The sequence below is a fragment of the Shinella kummerowiae genome (genome assembly GCF_009827055.1).
GTDB classification, from domain to species: domain Bacteria; phylum Pseudomonadota; class Alphaproteobacteria; order Rhizobiales; family Rhizobiaceae; genus Shinella; species Shinella kummerowiae.
This window is the reverse complement of sequence record NZ_WUMK01000003.1, coordinates 334,923-357,376: the sequence shown is the minus strand read 5'-3', so window position 1 is coordinate 357,376 and position 22,454 is coordinate 334,923. Positions and strand designations below refer to the sequence as shown.

The following is a 22,454-nucleotide window of genomic DNA, read 5'->3' as shown; positions in this document are numbered from 1 at the left end:
TGGCGCGTGCTTCGTTCCGTTCAAGCCGAGGGGGTTTTCATGCGCATGCCTGTGACTGCCGCCACATCGATCGCCGCGTTTCTCGCCTGCGGGCAGGCCCATGCGGAGGGGGTGCTGAACATCTACAATTGGGGCGAATATACCAATCCGAAGCTGATCCAGAAGTTCGAGGAGACCTATGACATCAAGGTGACGATCACCGACTTCGATTCCAACGACACGGCCCTTGCGAAGACCCGGCAGGGCGGTAACCAGTTCGACATCGTCGTGCCGTCCTCGACTTTCGTGAAGATCTGGATCGATGAAGGACTGCTGCTCGAATCCCGTCCCGACCAAATGGAGAATTTCAGGAACATGGACCCGCGCTGGGTGGACGTCGCGTTCGACCCCGGCCGCCACTATACCGTGCCCTGGCAATGGGGAACGACCGGCGTGCTGGTCGATAAAGCCGTCTATGCGGGCGACCCGAACACCTCGGCGATCTTCCTCGATCCACCGCCGGAACTCGTCGGCAAGATCAACGTGCTGCCGGAAATGGGCGACGTGATGGCGCTTGCCATCTATTACGAAGGCGGTGCGGCCTGCACCGATGACCTTGCCATCCTGCGCAAGGTTCGCGACCGGCTCGCGGCCGCGCGCGACAAATGGGTGGCGCTCGACTATCCGAGCACCGAAAAATTCGTCGACGGTGACTATGCGGCCGGTGTCAACTGGGGCGGTGCCGCGATGCGGGTGCGTCTGGCCAGTTCCCGCTATGTCTATGGCTATCCGAAGGAAGGGTATCCGATCTGGATGGACAATGTCGCGGTTTTGAAGACGGCGCCGAATGTCGGGAACGCAAAACGCTTCCAGAATTTCGTCATGGACCCGGAAAACGCCGCGCTGATCTCCGCCTATGCCCGTTACGCCAACGGCATCGTCGGTTCGGAACAATACATGCCGGAAGAGATGCGCAACGCGCCGGAAATCGTCGTTCCGGCCGAATTCATCGACAAGGGCCATTTCTCGCCCGCTTGTCCTCAGTCGGTCACCGACCTCTATACGAAAATCTGGACAGAGGTGCTGAAATGATGCGCCCAGCCGACAAGACAATCCTACCGGAGCCAAACATGAGCGATCTCGACCTGTGTTACCTGCCCGCCCACGAAGCGCTTCGCCGCTTCAAGAGCCGGGAACTCTCGCCCGTGGAACTGATGGAGGCGACGATCCGACGGGCCGAGACGCTGAAGGCCTCGGTCAATGCACTGACCTATACGCATTTCGACGAGGCGATGGACCTCGCCCGCAAGGCCGAAGCCAAATACGCCAGGGGCGCACGCACCGGCGCGCTTGAGGGCCTGCCGGTCGGCATCAAGGACGAAAGCGAGATCAAGGGCAAGCCGACGTCGATCGGCTCGCTGATCCACAAAGATCATATCGCGGATCGGACCTCGACGATGAATGCCCGCGTCATGGCGGCGGGCGGCATCGTGCATGCCCGCACCGCGACGCCGGAATTCTGCTGCGCCGGCACCACCTGGTCGCGCCTGTGGGGCGTCACCCGCAATCCGTGGAACCCGGATTTCACCTGCGGCGGGTCGTCTGGCGGCGCCGGTGCCTCGCTTGCTTCGGGCACCTCATCGCTGGCGACGGGCTCGGATATCGGCGGTTCGATCCGCATTCCCGCCTCCGCCTGCGGGGTCGTCGGTTACAAGCCGCCCTATGGCCGCAATCCGGACGACACTCCGTTCAACCTCGATTTCTTCTGCCACACCGGCCCGATGGCCCGGACAGTGAGGGATGCGATCCTGCTGCAGAACATCATGTGCGGCCCGAGCCCGGACGACATCGTCTCGCTTCGCCCAAAGCTGCGCCTGCCGCTGGAATACAAGCCGATCAAAGGGTGGAAGATCGCCTTCTCGATGGACCTCGGCCTTTTCGAAGTCGATCCGGACGTGCAGAAGAACACGCTCGCGGCGCTCGATGTCTTCCGCTCGCTGGGTGCGACGGTGGAGGCCGTCGATCTCGGCTGGCCGTCAAACGTGCTCGCTGCCGGCATGGGCTATCTCGAACATCTCTTCGGCGGCTATCTCTCGACCCTTCTTGACACGCACGGCGACAAGATGACCACCTATGCCCGTGAGTTCGCCGAACATGGCCGCGGCTCGAAATCCACGGATTTCGTCGCGAGCCTGGAGGTGGTCGGCGAGATGTACAAGACGCTCGGGCCGATCCTCGACCGTTACGACGTGCTTGTCTGCCCGACCAATGCACTGCCCGCCGTGCCGGCCGATTTCGATCAGACGACGGGCACAGTCGAGATCAACGGCAAGGTGGTCAACCCCTCGCTCGGTTGGGTCATGACGACGCCGTTCAACATGATGAGCCGTTGCCCCGTGCTGTCGGTGCCGACCGGCCACGCCGGCAATGGTGTGCCGACCGGCCTCCAGATCGTCGGTCGCACCTATCGCGACGCGGATGTCTTCCGCGCCGGCCTGGCCTTCGAGGAGGCGGTTGGCGGCTGGTATGGCGACGCGGCGTCTCGCCCGCGCCTCTAGACGCGTGAAATAGGTGGCCGGATCGACCTTCTGCGCCCCACGCCGCTAACCCGCGCGACTTTCTCCCGGTAACAGGCCGATCCTTGGATCGGCCTGTTTTTATTTGTGATCGATCTGCTCGCCAATGATTGCTGCTTGACAGGCAGGCTTCGCCGCATAATGCTAAGATGTCAGACCAATTTGAGAAGCTGACATCAAACAGGGAACTTGGCGTCATGCCAGCTGATCCGAGTGACAGGCCGCGAATCGAGCCGTTGCCGCCCATCGACAGGGCGCGACAGGTAACGGAGGCTGTGGCCTCCTATATCGACCGTGCCAATTTGCAGGCCGGCGACCGGCTGCCGGCCGAGCGCGAGCTGATGGCAGCACTTGCGGTCGGTCGGTCGACGATCCGCGAGGCGATCCGCCATTTCCAGGCGCTCGGCGTCATGGAAAGCCGTAAGGGCAGCGGCACCTATCTCCTGAAGCCGGTGACGAGCGCCACCGTGCACATGCCGCTCTCCTTCGACGCGATCCACTTGCGCGACGTGCTGCTCCAGACGCTGGAGGTTCGCCGCGGCATCGAATGCGAGGCCGGCATGGTCGCCGCGAAGCGGCGCACGCAGGAGGATGTCGCCACCATCGAGGAAAAGCTCAACGAGATGGAGCGGGTGCATCTCGCCAAGGGCACCTCCGGTCCGGAAGATCTGGCCTTCCATCTCGCGATCTACGACGCCACGCACAATCCGCTGTTCAAGCAGCTTCTCGAGCAGATGCGTGGCGCCTTCGAGCGCTTCTGGGAAAAGCCGTTCAACCGCCCCGATTTCGCCCGCCGTTCCTTCCCGTTTCACCGCACGCTCTTCAACGCGATCGCCGCGCAGGACCCTGAATCCGCCCGTGCCGAAACCCTAAAAATCCTCGCTGTTGTCGAGGAAGACATCAAGGACATGTCCCAATGATCAACGGAGCCGATCCGGTCGATTTTGCCTCTCTCATCGTCGCCCATGACGAGGCGAATGCCTTCGAGGCCGTGGTTCCGCCGATCGTGCAAACCTCGCTCTTCACCTTCGGCAGCTACGACGAGATGGTGGCCGCCTATCGCGGCGAGATCGTGCGGCCGATCTATACGCGCGGCCTCAACCCGACGGTGCGTGCTTTCGAGGAGATGCTGGCGAAGCTCGAAGGCGGCGAGGATGCGCTTGGTTTTGCCAGCGGCATGGCCGCGATTTCCTCGACTGTGCTCTCCTTCGTCGAGCCGGGCGACCGCATTGTCGCGGTGCGCCATTGCTACCCGGACGCCTTCCGCCTGTTCGGCACGCATCTGAAGCGCATGAAGGTTGAGGTCACCTATGTCGACGGGCGCGATGAGGAGGCGGTTGCCAAAGCGCTGCCGGGCGCCAAGCTGCTCTATCTCGAAAGCCCGACAAGCTGGGTCATGGAAGCGCACGACGTCGGCGCGCTCGCCGCCCTTGCCAAAAAGCACGGCGTCGTCAGCGTCATCGATAACAGCTGGGCAAGCCCGATCTTCCAGCGGCCGCTGACGCTGGGTGTCGATCTCGTGCTGCATTCGGCGTCGAAATATCTCGGTGGTCACAGCGATGTCGTCGCCGGTGTGGTCGCTGGCTCGAAAGAGCTGATCGGCCGCATTCGCTCGGAGGCCTATCCCTATCTCGGCGGCAAGCTTTCGCCCTTCGATGCCTGGCTTCTGGTGCGGGGGCTGCGCACCCTGCCGATCCGCATGAAGGCGCATGAGGCGTCCGCGCTTGAGATCGCCAAGCGACTTCAGGCACTGGAGATCGTCGACACGGTGTTCCACCCGGCGCTCGCCAATCGCCTGCCGCCGGGGCTGACCGGCACATCCGGCCTGTTCTCCTTCACCTTCCGCGAAGGCATCGACATCCGCGCCTTCGCCGATCACCTCAAGCTCTTCAAGCTCGGCGTCTCCTGGGGCGGCCATGAGAGCCTGATCGTGCCGGGCGAGGTGGTGTTGCAGCAGAAGGCCCAACCGAATTCCGCGCATTCCTTCGGGATCGATGCGCGGTCCGTGCGTCTTCATGTGGGCCTGGAGGGAACCGAGGTCCTGTGGAGTGATCTGGAAGCGGCGATAACAGCCGCATCCGAAGCCTGACGTCAGAAATCAGATTCAACCAGAAAAGAGGGAACGACCATGAAGAGACTTTTGACCGCAGCCCTGCTCACCACGCTGATGGCGACCAGCGCGCTGGCCGATACAACGCTGAAGCTGGTCGAGGTGATCACCAGCCCCGAGCGCACGGAGACGCTGAAATCCATCGTCGGAAAATTCGAGGCGGCGAACCCCGGCACGAAGGTCGAGATCATCTCGCTGCCCTGGGGTGAGGCTTTCCAGAAATTCGCGACCATGGTCTCCGCCGGCGAAGTGCCTGATGTCATGGAGATGCCCGATACCTGGTTGTCGCTCTACGCCAACAACGGCATGCTCGAAAGCCTGGAGCCGTATCTTGCCAAGTGGGAGTACACCGCCGGCCTGACGCCGCGCGCGCTGGAACTCGGTCGCGACATCAAGGACACGGCCTATATGCTGCCCTACGGCTTCTATCTGCGCGCCATGTTCTACAACAAGAAGCTGCTTGCCGAAGCCGGCGTTTCCGAGCCGCCGAAGACCATGGACGAGTTTGCGGAAGCCTCGAAGAAGGTTTCGGCGCTGCCCGGCAAATACGGCTACTGCTTGCGCGGTGGCCCGGGCGGCCTCAATGGCTGGGTGATGTTCGGCGCGTCCATGGCCGGCGACAACAAGTTCTTCAACGAGGACGGCACCTCCACCTTCAACAGCGAAGGCTGGGTCAAGGGTCTCACTTGGGTCATCGATCTCTACAAGAACGGCTATGCGCCGAAGGACAGCGTCAACTGGGGCTTTAACGAGATCGTCGCCGGCTTCTATTCCGGCACCTGCGCCTTCCTCGACCAGGACCCGGACGCGCTCATCGCCATTGCCGAGCGCATGAAGGCGGAAGACTACGGCATCATGACCATGCCGAAGGGCCCGGACGGCAAGACCTTCCCGACGATCGGTTTCGCGGGCTGGTCGATGTTCTCCTCCAGCGCCAACAAGGATCTGTCCTGGAAGTTGATCGAGACGCTCGAAGGGCCGGAAGGCAATATCGAGTGGAATAAGCGCACGGGCGCGCTACCGGTCCACACCTCGGCGGAAAAGGACCCCTTCTATGCCAGCGAACAGTTCAAGGGCTGGTTCGCCGAGCTTGAGGACAAGGACGCCGTGCCGACCGTGATGCCGACGCATCTCGAAGAGTTCGCCTTCTTCAAGGATTCGCTGGTCATCAAGACCTCGCAGGAAGCGCTTCTCGGCGACATCACGCCGCAAGATCTCGCCAACCAGTGGGCCGATTATCTCACCAAGGCACAGCAAAAGTTCCTCGCCAAGAAGTAGGCCGGGAACCTCCGGGCGGAGAACACGAGGCTCCGCCCGGAACCATCTTTCGAAACGCCGCGCAACCCGGGAACGGAAGCGAGACGATGACCATTGCCGCCCATCCGCATGCCGCCAAACCGCTCAGGAAGCGGATCGCCGACGCGTCGGAGCCCTATCTCTACAGTGCGCCCGCGCTGATCCTCATCATCACCGTGATGCTGGTGCCGCTGGTGCTCGGCATTTCCTATGCCTTCCGAGATATCCAGTTGCTGAACCCGTTTTCCGGCGGCTTCATCGGGCTCGATCATTTCCGGACGCTCTCCGAGGATCAGGCCTTCTTTCGGGCGTTGCGCAACACGCTGTGGTGGACGGGTGCTTCGGTCTTCCTGCAATTCTTCTTCGGTCTCATCCTTGCGCTGCTGTTGGACAAACCCTTTGCCGGCCGAGGCCTCGCGCAGGCGCTGGTCTTTTTGCCCTGGGCGGTGCCGAGTTTTCTCGCCGGCCTGAATTGGGCCTGGCTGTTCAATCCGGTCATCGGCCCCCTGCCGCACTGGATGTATGCGCTGGGCATCATGGATGCGCCGAACAACATCCTCTCCGATCCGCATCTCGCCATGTGGGGGCCGATCGTTGCCAATGTCTGGTGGGGCATTCCGTTCTTCGCGATCACGCTACTCGCCGCACTTCAGGCGATCCCGCGCGATCTCTATGAGGCGGCCAGCATCGATGGGGCAGGGCCGGTCCAGCGCTTCCTGTCGATCACGCTGCCGTTCCTTGCGCCGACCATCGCCATCACCATCCTCTTGCGCACGGTCTGGATCTCCAACTTTGCCGACCTCATCGTCGTCATGACCAATGGCGGGCCGGCGGACCGCACGCAGATCGTCGCGAGCTACATCTTCACCCAGGCCTTCAAGCGGCTCGATTTCGGCTACGCCTCGGCGATCGCCCTGGTCCTGCTGGTGTTGCTGCTCGCCTATTCGATGCTGATCGTAGTGCTGCGCCAAACGCTGCTGAACAAGGGTTGAAACCATGCGCACCAGCAAGCTCCTCCTCACCGTCGCACACCGCCTCGCCATCCTCGCCTATATCGTCGTGGCGCTCTTCCCGCTGTTCTGGCTCTTGAAGGTCTCCGTGACGCCGAACGACCTGCTCTATAGCGAGGGCGTGCGCATGTGGCCGTCGCGCGCGACCTTCGAGCATTACACCTTCGTCATCGCCCACAGCGCCTTCCCGACCTTCTTCAAGAACAGCCTGATCGTGGCAGGGTCGACGGCGATTGCCGTGACCATCCTCGCCTCGCTCGCCGGCTACGCGCTCTCGCGCTTCAATTTCCGGGCGAAATACTGGATCGTCGCGCTGATGCTGATCACGCAGATGTTCCCGCTGGTCATGCTGGTCGCGCCGATCTTCAAGATGCTCTCGCCGCTCGGGTTGACCAACAGCCTCACCGGCCTCGTCATTGTCTACACCGCCTTCAACGTGCCCTTCGCGACCTTTCTCATGCAGTCCTTCTTCGACGGCATACCGAAGGATCTCGAGGAGGCGGCGATGATCGACGGAGCGACGCAGTTCATCGCCTTCCGCCAGATCATCCTGCCGCTGACTCTGCCCGGCATTGCCGCGACGCTGGGCTTCGTCTTCACCGCGGCCTGGAGCGAACTGCTCTTTGCCCTCATGCTGATCTCGGGCAACGACGCGGCGACCTTCCCGGTGGGTCTGCTCACCTTCGTCTCGAAATTCTCGGTCGATTTCGGGCAGATGATGGCGGCGGGTATCCTCGCACTCATCCCGGCCTGCCTCTTCTTCCTCCTCATCCAGCGCTACCTCGTGCAGGGCCTGACGGCCGGCGCGGTCAAAGGCTGAAAGGGTCTCTCATGGCTTCCATCGATATTCAGAGCATCCGCAAGAGTTTTGGCACCTTTCCCGTCCTGCACGGCGTCGATCTCACCATTCGCGACGGTGAATTCATCGTGCTGGTCGGCCCCTCCGGTTGCGGGAAATCGACGCTGCTGCGCATGATCGCCGGCCTCGAGGGCGTGACATCGGGCGACATCCGCATCGATGGCAAGCGGGTCAACGACCTCGCGCCGAAGGACCGCGACATCGCCATGGTGTTCCAGTCCTACGCGCTCTATCCGCATATGAGCGTCGCCGACAACATGAGCTACAGCCTGCGGCTGCGCCGCACCGCCAAGGAGAAGATCGCGAGCGCCGTCGGCAATGCCGCGTCGAAACTCGGCCTTGATCCCCTGCTGGAGCGTCGCCCACGCGCGCTTTCCGGTGGCCAGCGCCAGCGCGTCGCCATGGGTCGCGCCATCGTGCGACAGCCGAAGGCTTTTCTGTTCGACGAGCCGCTGTCCAACCTCGATGCCCGCTTGCGTGAACAGATGCGCGCCGAGATCAAGAAGCTGCACGCCGATCTTCGCGCGACCTCCATCTACGTCACGCACGACCAGATCGAGGCGATGACGCTGGCCGACCGGATCGTCGCCATGCATGCCGGCGTCGTCCAGCAGGTCGGAACCCCGCTCGATCTCTACGATCGGCCGGCAAACCTGTTCGTCGCCGGTTTCATCGGCTCGCCGGGCATGAATTTTTTCGAGGGGCTTTACGTCGTCTCGGGCGAGAAGGCCGAACTGCGCCTCGCGAACGGCACGGTACTGCCCGTCGGCAAACGGGCTGGCATCGAATCAGGCTCGGTGGCAACACTCGGCATTCGTCCGGAGCATGTCACGCTGAACGATCAGGGGGCGCTGGAGGCGGACGTCGATCTCATCGAGCCGACCGGTTTCGGAATCATCATGCATGTCACGCTTCACGACGGTCCACTGAAAATTTTTACACTCGATCGCAGTATGCTCAATCCCGGCCCCAAAGTCCGCGTCGACCTGCCGCTGGAGCGGCTTCACCTGTTCGGATCGGATGGAAACAGGGTGGACTGAAACAGGATTAGGGAGAGGAATTCGCTGTCATCCAAAGACATTGTTAACCTTCATTTCCTAACCATCTACGCATCCCTATCGGCAATGATCGTCGAGTTTGCAGGTTCATGCGTATTTCCAGAACAAACTTCTATCCCATCCTTGAAGCCGACGTGGAAAGTGACGCGCAAGCGGCACATTATTCTCACGAAAACAATGTCTTGCCGGAAGAGGTTCCGCAGGTCGAGGATTGGCATGCGGCCGGCGAGCCGATTGCCAATGACGAGGACTACCGTCCACGGTTCCGCTCGCCCGCGCTGAGGGGCTATGACCCCGGCCAATATACCGACGGAAGCTGGGAGAGCCATTTCTACATGGCCCCGAACGTCCGCTTCACGCGCACGCCCGACAAGGTGGCGGCGAAGATAGAGGAAGCGGCTGCCGAAGAGGCGCTGCAGGCAGAGACCATCGTGGAGCAGGCCGTTCCGACGGCAAAGCTTTCTGAGGCCGCCCAGCTCTCGCAATCGGAGTTGCTGCAGCGACTGCGCGAGGCGCTGGAAGACCGCCGCCGCCGTTCCGAGGAACAGCAGGCTGCGGCCGCAGCCGTTCCGGCCGAACCCACGCCGCCGCTGGTCCAGGCCGTTGTCGCCGCCGGCATGACGGGTACGCCCGCCGATGCTGCCGTCGTGTTCAAGCCATCGACCCCACTACCGGCGCCCACGCCTACCGTGCAAGCTGCCCCGATCGCCAAGCCCGTCGCCAAGCCGGATGTGCGCGCCGCGATCAGCCGTTTCGCGCATCTCTCAGACCATGCTTTCTGGGAGACGTTCGTTCCGGACGAAGAGCCGTCCGAGCAGCCTGTGAGGAAAGTCGCCACTGTCGTGCGCATGCCGGCGCCTGCACCGGCGCCCGTTGCCGCCACGATGCCGGCACCGATCGAGAAAAAGCGAGAAGAGCCTGAGACCATCGCTTCGCTGTTCCGCGTGGTCGAGTGCCGCCCGGCTGTCGCGCGTCCGGCGGTTGCTGAAATTGTTGCTACCATTCCAGAGGTAAAGGCCGAGCCGGTCGTCGTCGTCGCAACGCCAGTCATCGAAGCGTTGCCTGTCGTCGTGCCGACCACGGTCGAGACCAAGCCCGCGCCGGTAACCATCACCCCGGCGGCCGTCATCGAGCCCCTGCGTGAAGTGCCGTCGTCGGTGCTGTCCCGTGCCAAGCCGTTCCAGGTCACCCTGGCAACTTCCGCCGGCGACACCTACGAATACCCGCCGCGCGAATTGCTGCAGGAGCCGCCCCGCACCGTCGGCTTCGTGCTCACGCAGGAACAGCTGGAACAGAATGCCGGCCTTCTCGAAAGCGTGCTGGAAGACTTTGGCGTGCGCGGCGAGATCATCCATGTCCGCCCGGGTCCGGTCGTCACGCTCTACGAATTCGAGCCGGCGCCGGGCGTCAAATCCTCGCGTGTCATCGGCCTCGCCGACGATATCGCCCGCTCCATGTCGGCGCTGTCGGCCCGCGTTGCCGTGGTGCCCGGCCGCAACGTCATCGGCATCGAACTGCCGAACGTGACGCGCGAAACCGTCTATTTCCGCGAAATGATCGACTCGGCGGATTTTGCCAAGAGCGGCTACAAGCTGCCGATCTGCCTCGGCAAGACCATCGGTGGCGAGCCCGTCATTGCTGAGCTTGCCAAGATGCCGCACCTGCTCGTCGCCGGCACCACCGGTTCGGGCAAGTCCGTCGCCATCAACACGATGATCCTGTCGCTGCTCTACCGGTTCCGCCCGGAAGAGTGCCGCCTGATCATGGTCGATCCGAAGATGCTGGAACTGTCGATCTACGACGGCATCCCGCACCTCTTGACCCCTGTCGTCACCGATCCCAAGAAGGCCGTCATGGCGCTGAAATGGGCGGTGCGCGAGATGGAGGACCGTTACCGCAAGATGTCGCGCCTCGGCGTGCGCAATATCGACGGCTACAACAACCGTGTGGCCACAGCGCGCAACAAGGGCGAGACGATCACCATCAGCGTCCAGACCGGCTTCGACAAGGGAACCGGAGAGGCGATCAACGAGGAGCAGGAACTCTCCCTCGAGCCGATGCCCTATATCGTCGTCATCGTCGACGAGATGGCTGACCTGATGATGGTCGCCGGCAAGGAGATCGAGGGCGCGATCCAGCGGCTTGCCCAGATGGCGCGTGCTGCCGGCATCCACCTCATCATGGCGACGCAGCGCCCCTCGGTCGACGTCATCACCGGCACGATCAAGGCAAACTTCCCGACCCGCATCTCCTTCCAGGTGACGTCGAAGATCGACAGCCGCACCATCCTTGGCGAGCAGGGTGCCGAACAGCTCCTCGGCCAGGGTGACATGCTGCACATGGCCGGCGGCGGGCGTATTTCCCGCGTGCATGGTCCGTTCGTGTCCGACGAGGAAGTCGAAAAGGTCGTGCTGCACCTGAAGGCGCAGGGGCGTCCCGAATATCTCGAAACGGTCACGGCCGAAGAAGAGGAAGAAGAGGACGAGAAGCCGGCGAGCGGCGGTGCGGTGTTCGACAAGGGCGACATCGCCGCCGAAGACGGCGACGACCTCTACGAGAAGGCCGTCAAGGTGGTCATGCGCGATCGCAAGTGCTCGACCTCCTATATCCAGCGGCGCCTCGCGGTCGGCTACAACCGCGCCGCCTCCCTCGTCGAGCGCATGGAGAAGGAGGGCCTCGTTGGTCCTGCCAACCATGTCGGAAAGCGGGAGATCATCAGCGGCGAACGCAACAGCTTCCAGGCGCCGGAACCGAGCGACGACGACTAAGATTTGCTACGGCGGCGATTGCCCTGCCGCCGGGCATTTGTCCTACTTATTTGAATTGGATGGATTTTCCGGATCCGGCTCGCGCTTGCGGGCCGGATTTTTGCGATGTCCACGAGAAATTTATTCCAAGCCCTGCATTTAATCGATTTGGCTTGTATCGCGGTCTTTGAGGCCTGTTGCATATGGCGGACGATCTGTGAATAGTGCCGCCGACCCGTGAAACTGCGTCCAAGGAGGACAGGAATGGCATTGATCACCATGCGGCAATTGCTCGATCACGCAGCGGAAAACGACTACGCACTGCCGGCATTCAACGTTAACAACCTGGAATATATCCAGGCGGTCATGCGCGCGGCGGATGCGACGGATTCTCCGGTGATCCTGCAGGCAAGCCGCGGTGCGCGTGCCTATGCCGGCGACGCCTTCCTGCGCCACCTCATTCTCGGTGCGGCGGAAGAATATCCGCATATCCCCGTCTGCCTGCATCTCGACCACGGCGACCAGCCGTCCACCTGTATTTCGGCGATCACCAACGGCTTCACGTCGGTCATGATGGACGGTTCCTTGCTCGCCGACGGCAAGTCGATCGCCAGCTACGAATACAATGTCGACGTCACGGCGGAAGTCGTGAAGATCGCGCATGCGGCCGGCGTTTCAGTCGAAGGTGAACTTGGCTGTCTCGGCAACCTGGAAACGGGTGCCGGCGAAAAGGAAGACGGCCACGGCTTCGAGGGCAAGCTGACCCGCGAAGAGCTGCTGACCGACCCGGACCAGGCCCTCGACTTCGTCTCGAAGACCGGCGTCGATGCACTCGCCGTCGCTATCGGCACCAGCCACGGCGCCTACAAATTCACCCGCGCGCCGGATGGTGACATCCTGTCGATCGAGACGATTGCGAAGATCAACAAGAAACTGCCGAACACGCATCTCGTCATGCACGGCTCGTCGTCGGTTCCGCAGGAATTGCAGGATCTCTTCACCACCTATGGCGGGGAGATGAAGCAGACCTGGGGCGTTCCGGTCGCGGAAATCCAGAAGGCGATCCCGCTCGGCGTGCGCAAGGTCAATATCGACACGGACCTGCGCCTTGCCATGACGGGCACGATCCGCAAGAATTTCAAGGAAAAGCCGGACAATTTCGACCCGCGCACCTACCTGAAGCCGGCGACCGCTCTGATGACGGAAGTCTGCAAGGAGCGCTTCGAAGCCTTCCGCACCGCCGGCAAGGCCTCCAGCATTCGCGTTAAGCGTCTGCCCGACATGGCGAAGTTCTACGCAACGAAGTAAGCCAATCGCCCTTCCGTAAGAGGAAGGGCAAGCTTGCCCATAGCTCGAAAACCTCGCCTCCGTCATGCTCGGGCCTGACCCGAGCATCCATCGCGGCGGTTGGGATATGGATCCTCGGCTCAAGGCCGAGGATGACGGCAGAATATGGGGCGGGGTTTGCAGACAAACCCCGCCACATTTTGTTTTTAGAAAGCTGCCATCTTGCTCAGCAGGTCACGAACTTTTGCGAGCAGACCATTGAGCGGCCGGTCGTCACGATAGACCGGAACGATCGCACGGACACGCTCGTAAAGGGCGCCGGTGCCGGCCGCGTTGCCATTTTGTCCCGGCTGCATGTCATAGGCCTGGGCGGCGCTCATCACCTCGATGGCCAGAACGGTTTCAAGATTGGCGATGATGGCCAGCGCCTTGTCGGCGGCGGGTGTCGCGTGGGTGAGAATGTCTTCCTGAAGCGCCGAGGTGATGCCGCCGTCGAGGCTGGCGGGTGCCGCGAGGCGGCGGTTCTCGGCAACAAGGCCTGCGGCCGTGTACTGGATGATCATGAACCCCGAGGCCACGCCGCTGCCTTCCGCCAGAAAGGCAGGCAGGTTGCTGACGAGTGGATTGACGAGCCGGTCGATGCGGCGCTCGCAAATGGCGGCCAGCTCCGCGGCGGCGGTGCCAAGCGCGTCCATGGCAAGCCCGAGCGCGGCGCCGATGGCATGCGCCTGTGAATGCACTTCGGGCGCTTCCGGTGTTCCCGCCACGACCGGATTGTCCGTGACGCTCGCAAGTTCCCGGTTCACGACCTCGGCAACCTGCGCGACGCTGTCGCGCACCGCGCCATGCACTTGCGGCACACCGCGCAGGCTGAGCGGATCCTGCGTGCGTGAGCCTGCAGACTGCGCCAGCAACGGGCTGCCGTCGAGCAGGCGGCGGAGGTTGCCGCCAACCGTCTGGAGGCCGGGCGAAGTGCGCAGCGCCAGCGGCGCGGCGGCAAACGGGTCGGCCTGCGCGCCGAGATTTTCGTAGCTCATCGCGGCGGCCGCGTCGGCCCAATCGAGCAGATGCGTCGTGCGGGCAATAGCTAGGCTCGCAAGGCCGGTGGCGCAGGGCGTGCCGTTGACGAGGCTGAGGCCTTCCTTGGCCCCAAGCACGAGCGGCGCGCGACCGAGCATCTCCATGGCCTGCTTGCCGGAGATCGTCTCACCCTTGTGGCGCGCCTCGCCTTCGCCGATCAGCACGAGGCCGATGGCGGCGGCGTGCGTCAGGTAACCGACCGATCCCTTGGACGGAATGATGGGCGGGATATCGGCGTTGAGCAACGCCAGCAGCGTTTCGACCGTCTCCACACGCACGCCGGAATAGCCATGGGAAAAATTGGCAATCTGGGCGGCCATCACCGCGCGGGTCTCTTCCCGGCCGAGCGGCTCGCCGACACCGCAGGCATGGCTGAGCAGGATGTTGCGCGACAGCGCCTGCTGCTGCGGAATGTCGACGATCACATCGCAGAGTGCGCCGACGCCCGTGTTGATGCCGTAGCCGCGCACGCGTTTTGCCACGAGCGCATCGACGATGGCGCGCGCATCGGCGATGCGCTGCCATGTCTTGTCCGACAGGGAGAGCGCCGCGCCTTTGGCAATGGCGGCGATCTCCTGCCAGGTGAGGGGGCGATCGAGAACGATCGTCTCAGGCATGCTGGCTTTCTCCTGCGCCGGCGCGGCGCTGCACGAAGCGGGCGACATAGTCGTTGGCGGGGCTGTTGAGGATTTCGCTCGGGGTTCCGACCTGCACCAGCTTGCCGTCCTTCAGGATCGCGATCTGCGCGCCGATGCGCAAGGCCTCGTCGAGATCGTGCGTGATGAAGACGATGGTCTTGTGCAGATTCTTCTCGAGCTGGAGAAGCTGGTCCTGCATGTCGGCGCGGATCAGCGGATCGAGCGCGGAAAAGGCCTCGTCCATCAGGATGACGTCGGTATCCGCCGCCAGCGCCCGCGCGAGGCCGACGCGCTGCTTCATGCCGCCGGAAAGCTGGTGCGGAAGCTTGTTCTCGTAGCCCGCAAGGCCAACCGTCTCGATCCACTTCATGCCGATCGGCTTGGCGTCGTCCTTCGTAAGCCCGCGCACGCGCTGGCCGTAGACGACATTCTGCAACACGGTACGGTGCGGCATCAGCCCGAAATTCTGGAACACCATGCTGACCCGGCGGTTGCGGAAGTCACGCAGGTCCTTCGGTTTCAGGTCGAGCACATTGCTGCCGTCGACCAGGATTTCCCCGCTCGTCGGCTCGATCAGGCGGTTGATATGGCGCACCAGCGTCGATTTCCCCGAGCCGGACAGGCCCATGATGACGAAGATGCGGCCGCCGGCGATATCGAGGCTGACATTGTCGAGGCCGACGCTGCAGCCGGTCTTGGCGAGGATCTCGCCCTTGTCGGCGCCCTGCTGGGTCATGGCGAGCGCCGACTTCCAGTTGCCGCCGAAGATCTTGGATACGTTGCGGATCTTGATCTCAGTCATTGCCGCGCTCCTTCCGGCTCATCTGGCCAAAACCCTGCGTGATGCGATCGAGCACGATCGCAAGGATGACGATGCCGAGGCCGGCTTCCAGCCCCTTGCCGACGTCGAGCGTCTGGATGCCGTTCAGCACCTGCTCGCCGAGGCCGCGCGCGCCGATCATCGAGGCGACGACGACCATGGAGAGCGCCATCATGATCGTCTGGTTGAGGCCGGCCATGATGGTGGGGGTGGCGAGTGGCAGTTCGACACCGAAGAGAATCTGCGGCGGGCTGCCGCCGAAGGCCGTCGCGGCTTCGACGACTTCGCTGTCCACCTGGCGGATGCCGAGATCGGTGAGGCGGATGAGCGGTGGTACGGCATAGATGATCGTGGCGAGCACGGCGGGAACCTTGCCGAGGCCGAAGAGCATGATCGCCGGAATGAGGTAGACGAAGCTCGGCATGGTCTGCATGACGTCGAGCACGGGCAGCGTGATGCGCCGCATCAGCTCGCTTTTCGCAAGCCAGATGCCCATCGGCACGCCGATGGCGACGGAGATGAGGCTGGCGATCAGCATCAGCGCCAGCGTCTGCATCGTCAGGTCCCAGAGCCCGAGCGCGCCGACGGCAAACAGCATGACGGCGACCGTGACGACCAGTGCGATCTTCTTCGAGGCGAACCAGGCGAGCGCCAGGAAGATGATGAAGACCGCCCACCAGGGCAGTCCGCGCAAGATCCATTCGACGAAGAGGATCGCCTGAAGGAGGGTTTGCGAGATCGCCTTGAAGACGAAACCGTAGTTCACCACCAGCGACTGCACAAAGTCGTTGATGGGGCCTCGAATGGAAATGTGAAAAGCTTCAGGAAACATCGGTGGGATCCTCGCGCGCGCCAGCCCGCCATCCGGCGACCGGCCCCTGTCCTGACGGGAAAAGGCTGTGCGCCGGAAGCCCGGCGCACAGCCCTGCGATTACTTGACGGCCGCTTCGATGCGCGCCTTGGCATCCGCCGAGACCCAACCGCCCCAGACGTCAGCCTTGGTCTGCAGGAAGTTCTTGGCAGCCGCGGTCGCGTCGACCTTCTGGTCGGTCATGTAGGCGAGGCTGGCATTGACCTCTTCCAGCGGGAAGGTCGCCTTTTCCAGGATTTCCATGATTTCCGGGGCCTCGCCGGCAAAGGTGCTGTTGACGCCGTACGCCACTTCGACGGAGGGGAAGGCGCAACCGGCATCACGCTTGCCGTCGGCGCTGGTCAGTTCCTTCCAGCAGGCTTCGCTATAGGCCGGCTCCTCGAGCTGGACGAGCTTGTACTTGCCCATGATCGCCGTCGGGCTCCAGTAGTAGAAGAGCATCGGCTCCTGCTGGAGGTAGGCGGCGGCAATGGCCGCATCGAGCGCCGTGCCGGTGCCGGGACGGAAGTTCACATATGTCTCGCCGAGCTTGTAGGCTTCAAGCTTGGCCGTGTTGACGCCCTCGCAGGTCCAGCCCGACGGGCAGTTCAGGAAGCGGCCCTTGGTCGGCTCCTCCGGATCCGTGAAGAGTTCGACGAACTTCGGATCGGAAAGCTGCTCGACGCTCTTGAGGTCCGGTGCCTTCGCGCCGTCGCCCTTGACGAGATATTCCGGCACGAACCAGCCTTCCGCAGCGCCGACGAAGGTCTTGCCGACCGATTTCACCTGGCCGGCTTCTGCTGCCTTGTTCCAGACGTCGGAGCGGCCGATCCATTCTTCCGCGAAGATCTGCACGTCGTTGTTGGCGGTCGCCTGTTCCAGCGTTACCGAGTTGCCGGGGATGGAATCGACCTTGCAGTCGTAACCCTTGGAGAGGATTTCCTTCATGACTTCGGTGATGAAGGCGCCGCTTTCCCAGTCGATGCCGGCAAAGGTGACGGTCTTGCCGTCGCCGCAATAGGAGGCCTGCGCCGTGCCGGTGGAGACGCCGATGAAGGCGGCGGCGGCGGCGAGAAGCGCGTATTTCAGGTTGGAATTCAGCATGTCAGTTCCCCTTTTTTGATGATGGTAACGTTGAAAACCAGCGATTTTTGCCTTTCGTGAAGTTCACTATACAACTTGGTAGACAACTATCCTGTTCCGTTGACGATGGTGCGTGTCTTTGAGCGACATTTAATGTCGCTTTTCGTGTGATTTTCCGGGGTGTCGATAGCGTTGTTGCGTCTGGTGGCGCTGGAGATGCCTGATGTTGCGAGATTCGAGAGTTATGGGTAATTTTCTGGCGTAGCTTGTCTCGGTAGGTTGTCTGTGCCCGCAATTTGACCGATCTTTACGCCATGCTTGCGCAAGTCGATTATTTGTCGGAAGCTGTATAGGAAAGCCGGTGGAATGTGTGTGAGTTGTATATGGGACATGTCAACTTCTGCTAGACAAGAAAGTGACGTGAATCAAAAAGCATGCTTACCTGGGTCGTATAGAACCTGTAGGCGGATGCTGATTGGAATGCGGGGAGAGCCGTGGCGATACTGAACGAAGAAACCGGCCTTTTGGCAAGGGACGCGAAGGACCGCGCGGCGCCGATCTACGAGCGCATGAAAACGGAAATCCGGGCGCGCATCGAAACCGGCGAATGGCCGGTCAACCATCGCATCCCATCCGAAAATGAACTGGTGGACACGCTCGGCGTCAGCCGCATGACGGCGAACCGGGCGCTCCGCGAGCTTGCAAACGAGGGTGTGATCACTCGCGTGCAGGGCAAGGGTTCCTTTGTCGCGCCGAAAAAACGCAGCGCGCTGGCGCTCGGCGTACGGAACATCGCCGACGAGATTCTGGAGCGTGGCGCGGTCCACCGGATGGACCTCATCCTTGCCCAGGCTGAGACCTGCGGACATGAGCTTGCCGCCGCGCTGGAGCTCGATATCGGCGCGCAATCCTTTCACTCCGTCATCGTGCACAATGAGGACGATGTGCCGATCCAGCTGGAGGATCGCTTCGTCAACCCCGCCGTCGCGCCGGATTATCTGAAACAGGATTTTTCCCGCACGACGCCAAACGCGTTCCTGACCAGCATCGCGCCCATCGCCAAGACGGAACAGTTCATCGAAGCGGTGCTGCCGCAGCCGTGGGAGTGTAAACTACTGGCGATCGCCCGGTCGGAACCCTGCATCCTCATTCGCCGCCGAACGTGGTCGCAAGATCGCGTGGTGACGGCGGTGCGTCTGCTTTACCCGGGCTCGCGCTATCGGCTTCAGAGCAATTTTTGAGAGGCGAGGCAGCGTCAACCGTCTTGCGGCGGATTGATCGCCGAATAGTCGCCTGTCCCGACGGGGTGCCTTCATGCCTGGCGGTGGCGGCCGAACGTCCCGCTCCGAGAGGATCCAGATTGAAGCGTTGAACCCGGCGATGGCAGAGAGCACTGCATAAACGGTCACGTCTGGTCAAATTTTGTTGAAAAGCGCGTGTGAATCCGTGAAGGCTTCCCGGTGGCTGGATCGCTATTGACGGCGGCTATCGCCGAGATCTGCAGTCTCGCGTTGCCGGCCCGGTCGATGCGCGAGTTCCATCCGAGACAATCGTGCCTGTTGGCCGCCCGCGGTGCTCCGATCGGGCGGCTTGCTAAGACCAGATGGGGAGACAAATGGACATTCTAACGGCGGCCGGTTTGACGGCGCTTCTGCAGGTCATCGCTATCGACCTCGTTCTTGCCGGCGACAATGCCGTGGTCATTGGCCTAGCAGCCGCAGGCCTTCCGCCTGAGCAGCGCAAGAAGGCCATCCTGGTCGGCATTCTGGCGGCGACCGTCCTTCGCATAGCCTTTGCGACGGTTGCGGTTCACCTGCTGGCGATCATCGGTCTTTTGCTGGCGGGCGGCCTGCTGCTGCTCTGGGTGTGCTGGAAGATGTGGCGCGAACTGCGTGCCGGCCATGGTGACGAAGACGCCGCTCTTGCCGAAGGCGCCTCCCGCAAGACGTTCTTCCAGGCGGCGACGCAGATCGTCGTTGCGGACGTTTCCATGTCGCTCGACAACGTTCTCGCGGTAGCCGGTGCAGCGCGCGAACATCCGAGCGTGCTTGTTGTCGGTCTTGGATTGTCGATCGCCTTGATGGGGATCGCCGCAAACCTCATCGCGCGCCTGCTCACGCGGCACCGCTGGATCGCCTATGTAGGCCTCGCGATCATTCTCTACGTCTCGCTCGACATGATCTATCGCGGGACGCTCGAAGTCATGCCCTATCTCGCGAACGGGGCAGCCGCGTCTTAATGGCCTCCGGCCGATGCCGGCTTGCCCGGCGTCGGCTCCAAGCCGTTGCGCCGATGATCGGCGCAGCGACCACCGGGCCAGTTCGGGGCACGCGATCCGTGCTTCAGCTTAAAGGGTAGCCATAGAGCACGGGCATGAGCCCGGCCGATGCCTTGAAGCGGTCCCAGGATTTCCGCTCCTTCTTCGTCCAGCCCGTCTCGGCGATCGCCGAAAGCCGCGGGAAGACGAGGCGGTCGAACACGGCGCGGTCGGTCATCGCTTCCGACCAGATGCAGGCCTGGACGCCCCGGAGATTCATCTTCTGTGCGTCGCTCCATCCCGCGACCGGATCGAAGGCATAGGTCATTTCGGGCGCAGACCAGCCTGCCCAGCTTGCGCCCGGCTCGTCCCAATCGGGGCTATTGGCCATGTCGAGATAGTAGGCCTGGCCGGGGCAGACGACCATGGAATACCCCTCGCCGGCGAGGGCTGCGGAAACCTGCACATCGCGCCAGCCGCACAGATAGACTTTTTCCTTGTCGATGACATTGCCGTGTGCTGCCTCCTCCCAGCCGCCTGTCACGCAGCCCTGCGTCGCCAGGAAATTTTGCACGCGGGCAAGAAAGATCGCCTGCAGCACGGCGGCACCGGAGCCATCGATGGCATCGGCGCCGTGCGTATTGGTGATCACGTTCAGCCGGCGGGCATGGGCCTCAGACATGGCATCGCCGTTCATGTCCCGCAGTTTCGCAAGCGCCTCGGGTGAGCCGGACCAGGCGCCGATCGGCACCTCGTCGGCACCGACATGGATCGTCTTGAACGGAAAGAGGTCGATCAGCTCCGCAAAAATCGCCTCGAGCACGGCATAGGTCTCTTCGCGGGCGGGGTTGATGCAATTGTCCGGGAATCCCTGGACGGAATAATAGCTGCCCTTCTCCTGCGGGTCGCGCAGGCTGGGAATGGCCTGCTGCATGGCGAAACAATGGCCAGGCACGTCGATCTCCGGCACGATCTCGATACCGAAGGTTCTGGCATCGGCGACAATTCCGCGAATGGCGGCCTTGGTGTAGTAGCCGCCGCTTTTCTCCGGCCCCGTGCCGAGAAGAGGCGGGATCGCCAGGCCCTCGCCGCGCCAGGCGCCGATTTCGGTGAGGGCGGGATAGGCGTCGATCTCCACCCGCCAGGCCTCGTCGTCAGAGAGGTGCCAGTGGAAACGGTTGAGTTTGTTCCAGGCAAGAATGGCGAGCAGCTTGCGGATCTCCGCCTCGCCGTAGAACTGGCGCGCAACGTCGAGATGGAGGCCGCGCCAGCCCATGGATGGCGCGTCGAAGATGTGCCCATCGCTCGGAAAACTATAGGTATCAGGGAAATGTCGCGCGCCGCGCCAGATCTGCCCTAACGTGACGAGACCATAGAGCAGGCCTGTTCGCGTGGCGGCGGAGATAGACACCGAGGCCGTAGAAAAGGCGATCTCGTAGGCTTCCGGCCCGAGGACGTCCTTCAGCAGCAGTTGAACCGGAACGCCGCCTTCCGAAACGGGCCGAATGATGCCTTCGACGGCAAAGAGGGCCTCGGTCAACGCGGTGAAGGCCCGTGCCGCTTGCTCCGGCTCCGCGCCCTCTGCCACGAGCGCAAAACCCGCTGGAACCGGGCGGCGACCGGAGACCGAAACGTCGTTCGGCCACGGGATGATGGACATCGGCGCGGGGGCGGCGGCTGGGACCGGATAGGCCTCCACGCCCCGTTTGAGCGGCGCATTGCCGCCTGTGAGCTTGGTGGGGGCGGCCGAGACGGCGAGCGTGCGGCCGTCCGGGAAGGCAAGGTAGGCGCTTCGTGCACCGTCGGTCCAGTGTTTGAACGACCAGCTCAGCCCATGCACGGTAATGGTCCAGCTCTCGCCCGGTTCCAGCGCGAAACCATCGGGCGGCAGCAATTCCGTGAAGTTGGAAAGCCGGGCGCCGACCTCTCCCCCCTCGACCGCCGTTGTGGGGTCGACCCGACCGGGACCGCTGACACACAGGCGGAATTCGCGCAGCGTCTCTCCTGAATTGTTCTTCAGGCGCAGCGCATAGGCCATTGCCCGGCCTTCTGTGGCCGGCGTCCACGATGTCTCGAGCTCAAGGGCGGAGCGGTTCTGTATCGACATGGGAATCTCTTGCTTGGTTCACTGAACGTCGAGCATCCCGGCATAGACGCCGGGCGCGGAATTGGGGATCGGCATGGCGCCGACCGTCTTTTCATAGAAGGCCGAGGGGCCGACATCGCCGACGATGGCATAGCCGTAGCCCATGGTCCTGAGATCCAGGAGCGAAGCAAGCAGCAGTGCATGGCCGATGCCGAGACCGCGCGCCTCTTCGTCGACGCCCGTCGGGCCGAAGAAACCACGGGCAATCGATTCATGACAGGCAAATCCGACGAGCCGTTTCGCACGGGTTGCGATGAAGCAGGTGGGCGGCTGGCGCGTCAGCGCAACGGCTGTCTCGCTCGCCCAGCCTTTGCCGAACCGTTCCGAGACCCATTCCGTGACCAACTGCGCTTCCGGTGCCAGCGGCCGACGGATCGTCACGCCAGCCTTGGCCATTCTGGCGTCGATCTCCGTGTTCGGGGCAAGGAGCGAAAGGTTGACGAGATAGTCCAAACTGAAATTCCCTGGTTTGTGCGTCGATCGCACGGATAGCGTGGTGCGGTGACCTGTTGGACATCGGCCGGCTGAGCGTAGTCAATCAATTTGATTTAATCAAAAGGGATGCTCTGCGCTCTCGGTCAATGAGAGTGGTCTGTCCAGACAAAAATTAACGTGAAACCGACCGTCACCGCGACGAAGTCGAGTGTTTTTTCAAGGG

18 protein-coding genes are annotated in these 22,454 nt (G+C 62.6%); 12 read left to right on the top strand and 6 right to left on the bottom strand.

Annotated elements, in window-relative coordinates; genetic code table 11:
• Positions 1-45: 45 nt before the first annotated feature.
• From GR138_RS09480 to fba, 10 genes are all read left to right on the top strand, one after another.
• Entirely contained in the window at positions 46-1,071 is a 1,026-nt protein-coding gene (locus tag GR138_RS09480) for an extracellular solute-binding protein (RefSeq protein ID WP_420853632.1), read from the top strand.
• Between the two features lie 38 nt (positions 1,072-1,109).
• Positions 1,110-2,537 carry an amidase gene (locus GR138_RS09475; protein WP_160858712.1) on the top strand — a complete coding sequence of 476 codons (1,428 nt, stop codon included), beginning with the start codon at positions 1,110-1,112 and terminating at the stop codon, positions 2,535-2,537.
• A gap of 215 nt (positions 2,538-2,752) precedes the next feature.
• Positions 2,753-3,475, top strand: a complete 723-nt coding sequence (locus tag GR138_RS09470) for a FadR/GntR family transcriptional regulator (protein ID WP_160858710.1) — start codon at positions 2,753-2,755, stop codon at positions 3,473-3,475.
• Entirely contained in the window at positions 3,472-4,644 is a 1,173-nt protein-coding gene (locus tag GR138_RS09465; RefSeq protein ID WP_160858708.1) for a PLP-dependent transferase, read from the top strand. Before GR138_RS09470 ends, GR138_RS09465 begins: the two co-directional genes overlap by 4 nt.
• A 39-nt stretch (positions 4,645-4,683) precedes the next feature.
• Positions 4,684-5,943: an ABC transporter substrate-binding protein gene (locus GR138_RS09460; protein ID WP_160858706.1), complete on the top strand. Its 1,260-nt coding sequence runs from the start codon at positions 4,684-4,686 to the stop codon at positions 5,941-5,943.
• Between the two features lie 86 nt (positions 5,944-6,029).
• The gene (locus GR138_RS09455; RefSeq protein WP_160858704.1) at positions 6,030-6,953 is read left to right on the top strand and encodes a carbohydrate ABC transporter permease; all 924 of its coding nucleotides are present in this window, start codon (positions 6,030-6,032) and stop codon (positions 6,951-6,953) included.
• A 4-nt stretch (positions 6,954-6,957) separates the two neighbouring features.
• Entirely contained in the window at positions 6,958-7,791 is an 834-nt protein-coding gene (locus tag GR138_RS09450) for a carbohydrate ABC transporter permease (protein ID WP_160858702.1), read from the top strand.
• A gap of 11 nt (positions 7,792-7,802) precedes the next feature.
• Entirely contained in the window at positions 7,803-8,870 is a 1,068-nt protein-coding gene (locus GR138_RS09445) for an ABC transporter ATP-binding protein (RefSeq protein WP_160858700.1), read from the top strand.
• Positions 8,871-9,166: 296 nt separating this feature from the next.
• Positions 9,167-11,656 (top strand): DNA translocase FtsK, encoded by a 2,490-nt coding sequence (locus tag GR138_RS09440; protein WP_420853631.1) that lies wholly within the window; start codon positions 9,167-9,169, stop codon positions 11,654-11,656.
• 243 nt (positions 11,657-11,899) lie between these two features.
• Positions 11,900-12,943, top strand: a complete 1,044-nt coding sequence (gene fba, locus GR138_RS09435) for a class II fructose-bisphosphate aldolase (protein WP_160858696.1) — start codon at positions 11,900-11,902, stop codon at positions 12,941-12,943.
• 185 nt (positions 12,944-13,128) lie between these two features.
• Here fba and GR138_RS09430 read toward each other — a convergent pair whose 3' ends face one another.
• From GR138_RS09430 to GR138_RS09415, 4 genes are all read right to left on the bottom strand, one after another.
• Entirely contained in the window at positions 13,129-14,619 is a 1,491-nt protein-coding gene (locus tag GR138_RS09430) for an HAL/PAL/TAL family ammonia-lyase (protein WP_160858694.1), read from the bottom strand.
• Complete coding sequence (locus GR138_RS09425; RefSeq protein WP_160858693.1) at positions 14,612-15,442, bottom strand: quaternary amine ABC transporter ATP-binding protein; 831 nt, start codon at positions 15,440-15,442, stop codon at positions 14,612-14,614. The genes GR138_RS09430 and GR138_RS09425 overlap by 8 nt, the downstream gene beginning before the upstream one ends.
• Positions 15,435-16,292, bottom strand: a complete 858-nt coding sequence (locus tag GR138_RS09420; protein WP_160858691.1) for an ABC transporter permease — start codon at positions 16,290-16,292, stop codon at positions 15,435-15,437. The genes GR138_RS09425 and GR138_RS09420 overlap by 8 nt, the downstream gene beginning before the upstream one ends.
• A gap of 99 nt (positions 16,293-16,391) precedes the next feature.
• Positions 16,392-17,414: an ABC transporter substrate-binding protein gene (locus GR138_RS09415; protein WP_160858689.1), complete on the bottom strand. Its 1,023-nt coding sequence runs from the start codon at positions 17,412-17,414 to the stop codon at positions 16,392-16,394.
• A 473-nt stretch (positions 17,415-17,887) separates the two neighbouring features.
• On the opposite strand from GR138_RS09415, the gene hutC reads away from it, so the two are divergent.
• Positions 17,888-18,634 carry a histidine utilization repressor gene (hutC, locus tag GR138_RS09410; protein WP_420853627.1) on the top strand — a complete coding sequence of 249 codons (747 nt, stop codon included), beginning with the start codon at positions 17,888-17,890 and terminating at the stop codon, positions 18,632-18,634.
• A gap of 374 nt (positions 18,635-19,008) precedes the next feature.
• Entirely contained in the window at positions 19,009-19,632 is a 624-nt protein-coding gene (locus tag GR138_RS09405) for a TerC family protein (protein WP_160858687.1), read from the top strand.
• A 103-nt stretch (positions 19,633-19,735) separates the two neighbouring features.
• Here the strand turns inward: GR138_RS09405 and GR138_RS09400 are convergent, their stop codons facing one another.
• Entirely contained in the window at positions 19,736-21,757 is a 2,022-nt protein-coding gene (locus GR138_RS09400) for a beta-N-acetylhexosaminidase (protein ID WP_160858685.1), read from the bottom strand.
• Between the two features lie 18 nt (positions 21,758-21,775).
• The gene (locus GR138_RS09395; protein WP_160858683.1) at positions 21,776-22,249 is read right to left on the bottom strand and encodes a GNAT family N-acetyltransferase; all 474 of its coding nucleotides are present in this window, start codon (positions 22,247-22,249) and stop codon (positions 21,776-21,778) included.
• Positions 22,250-22,454 lie beyond the last annotated feature (205 nt).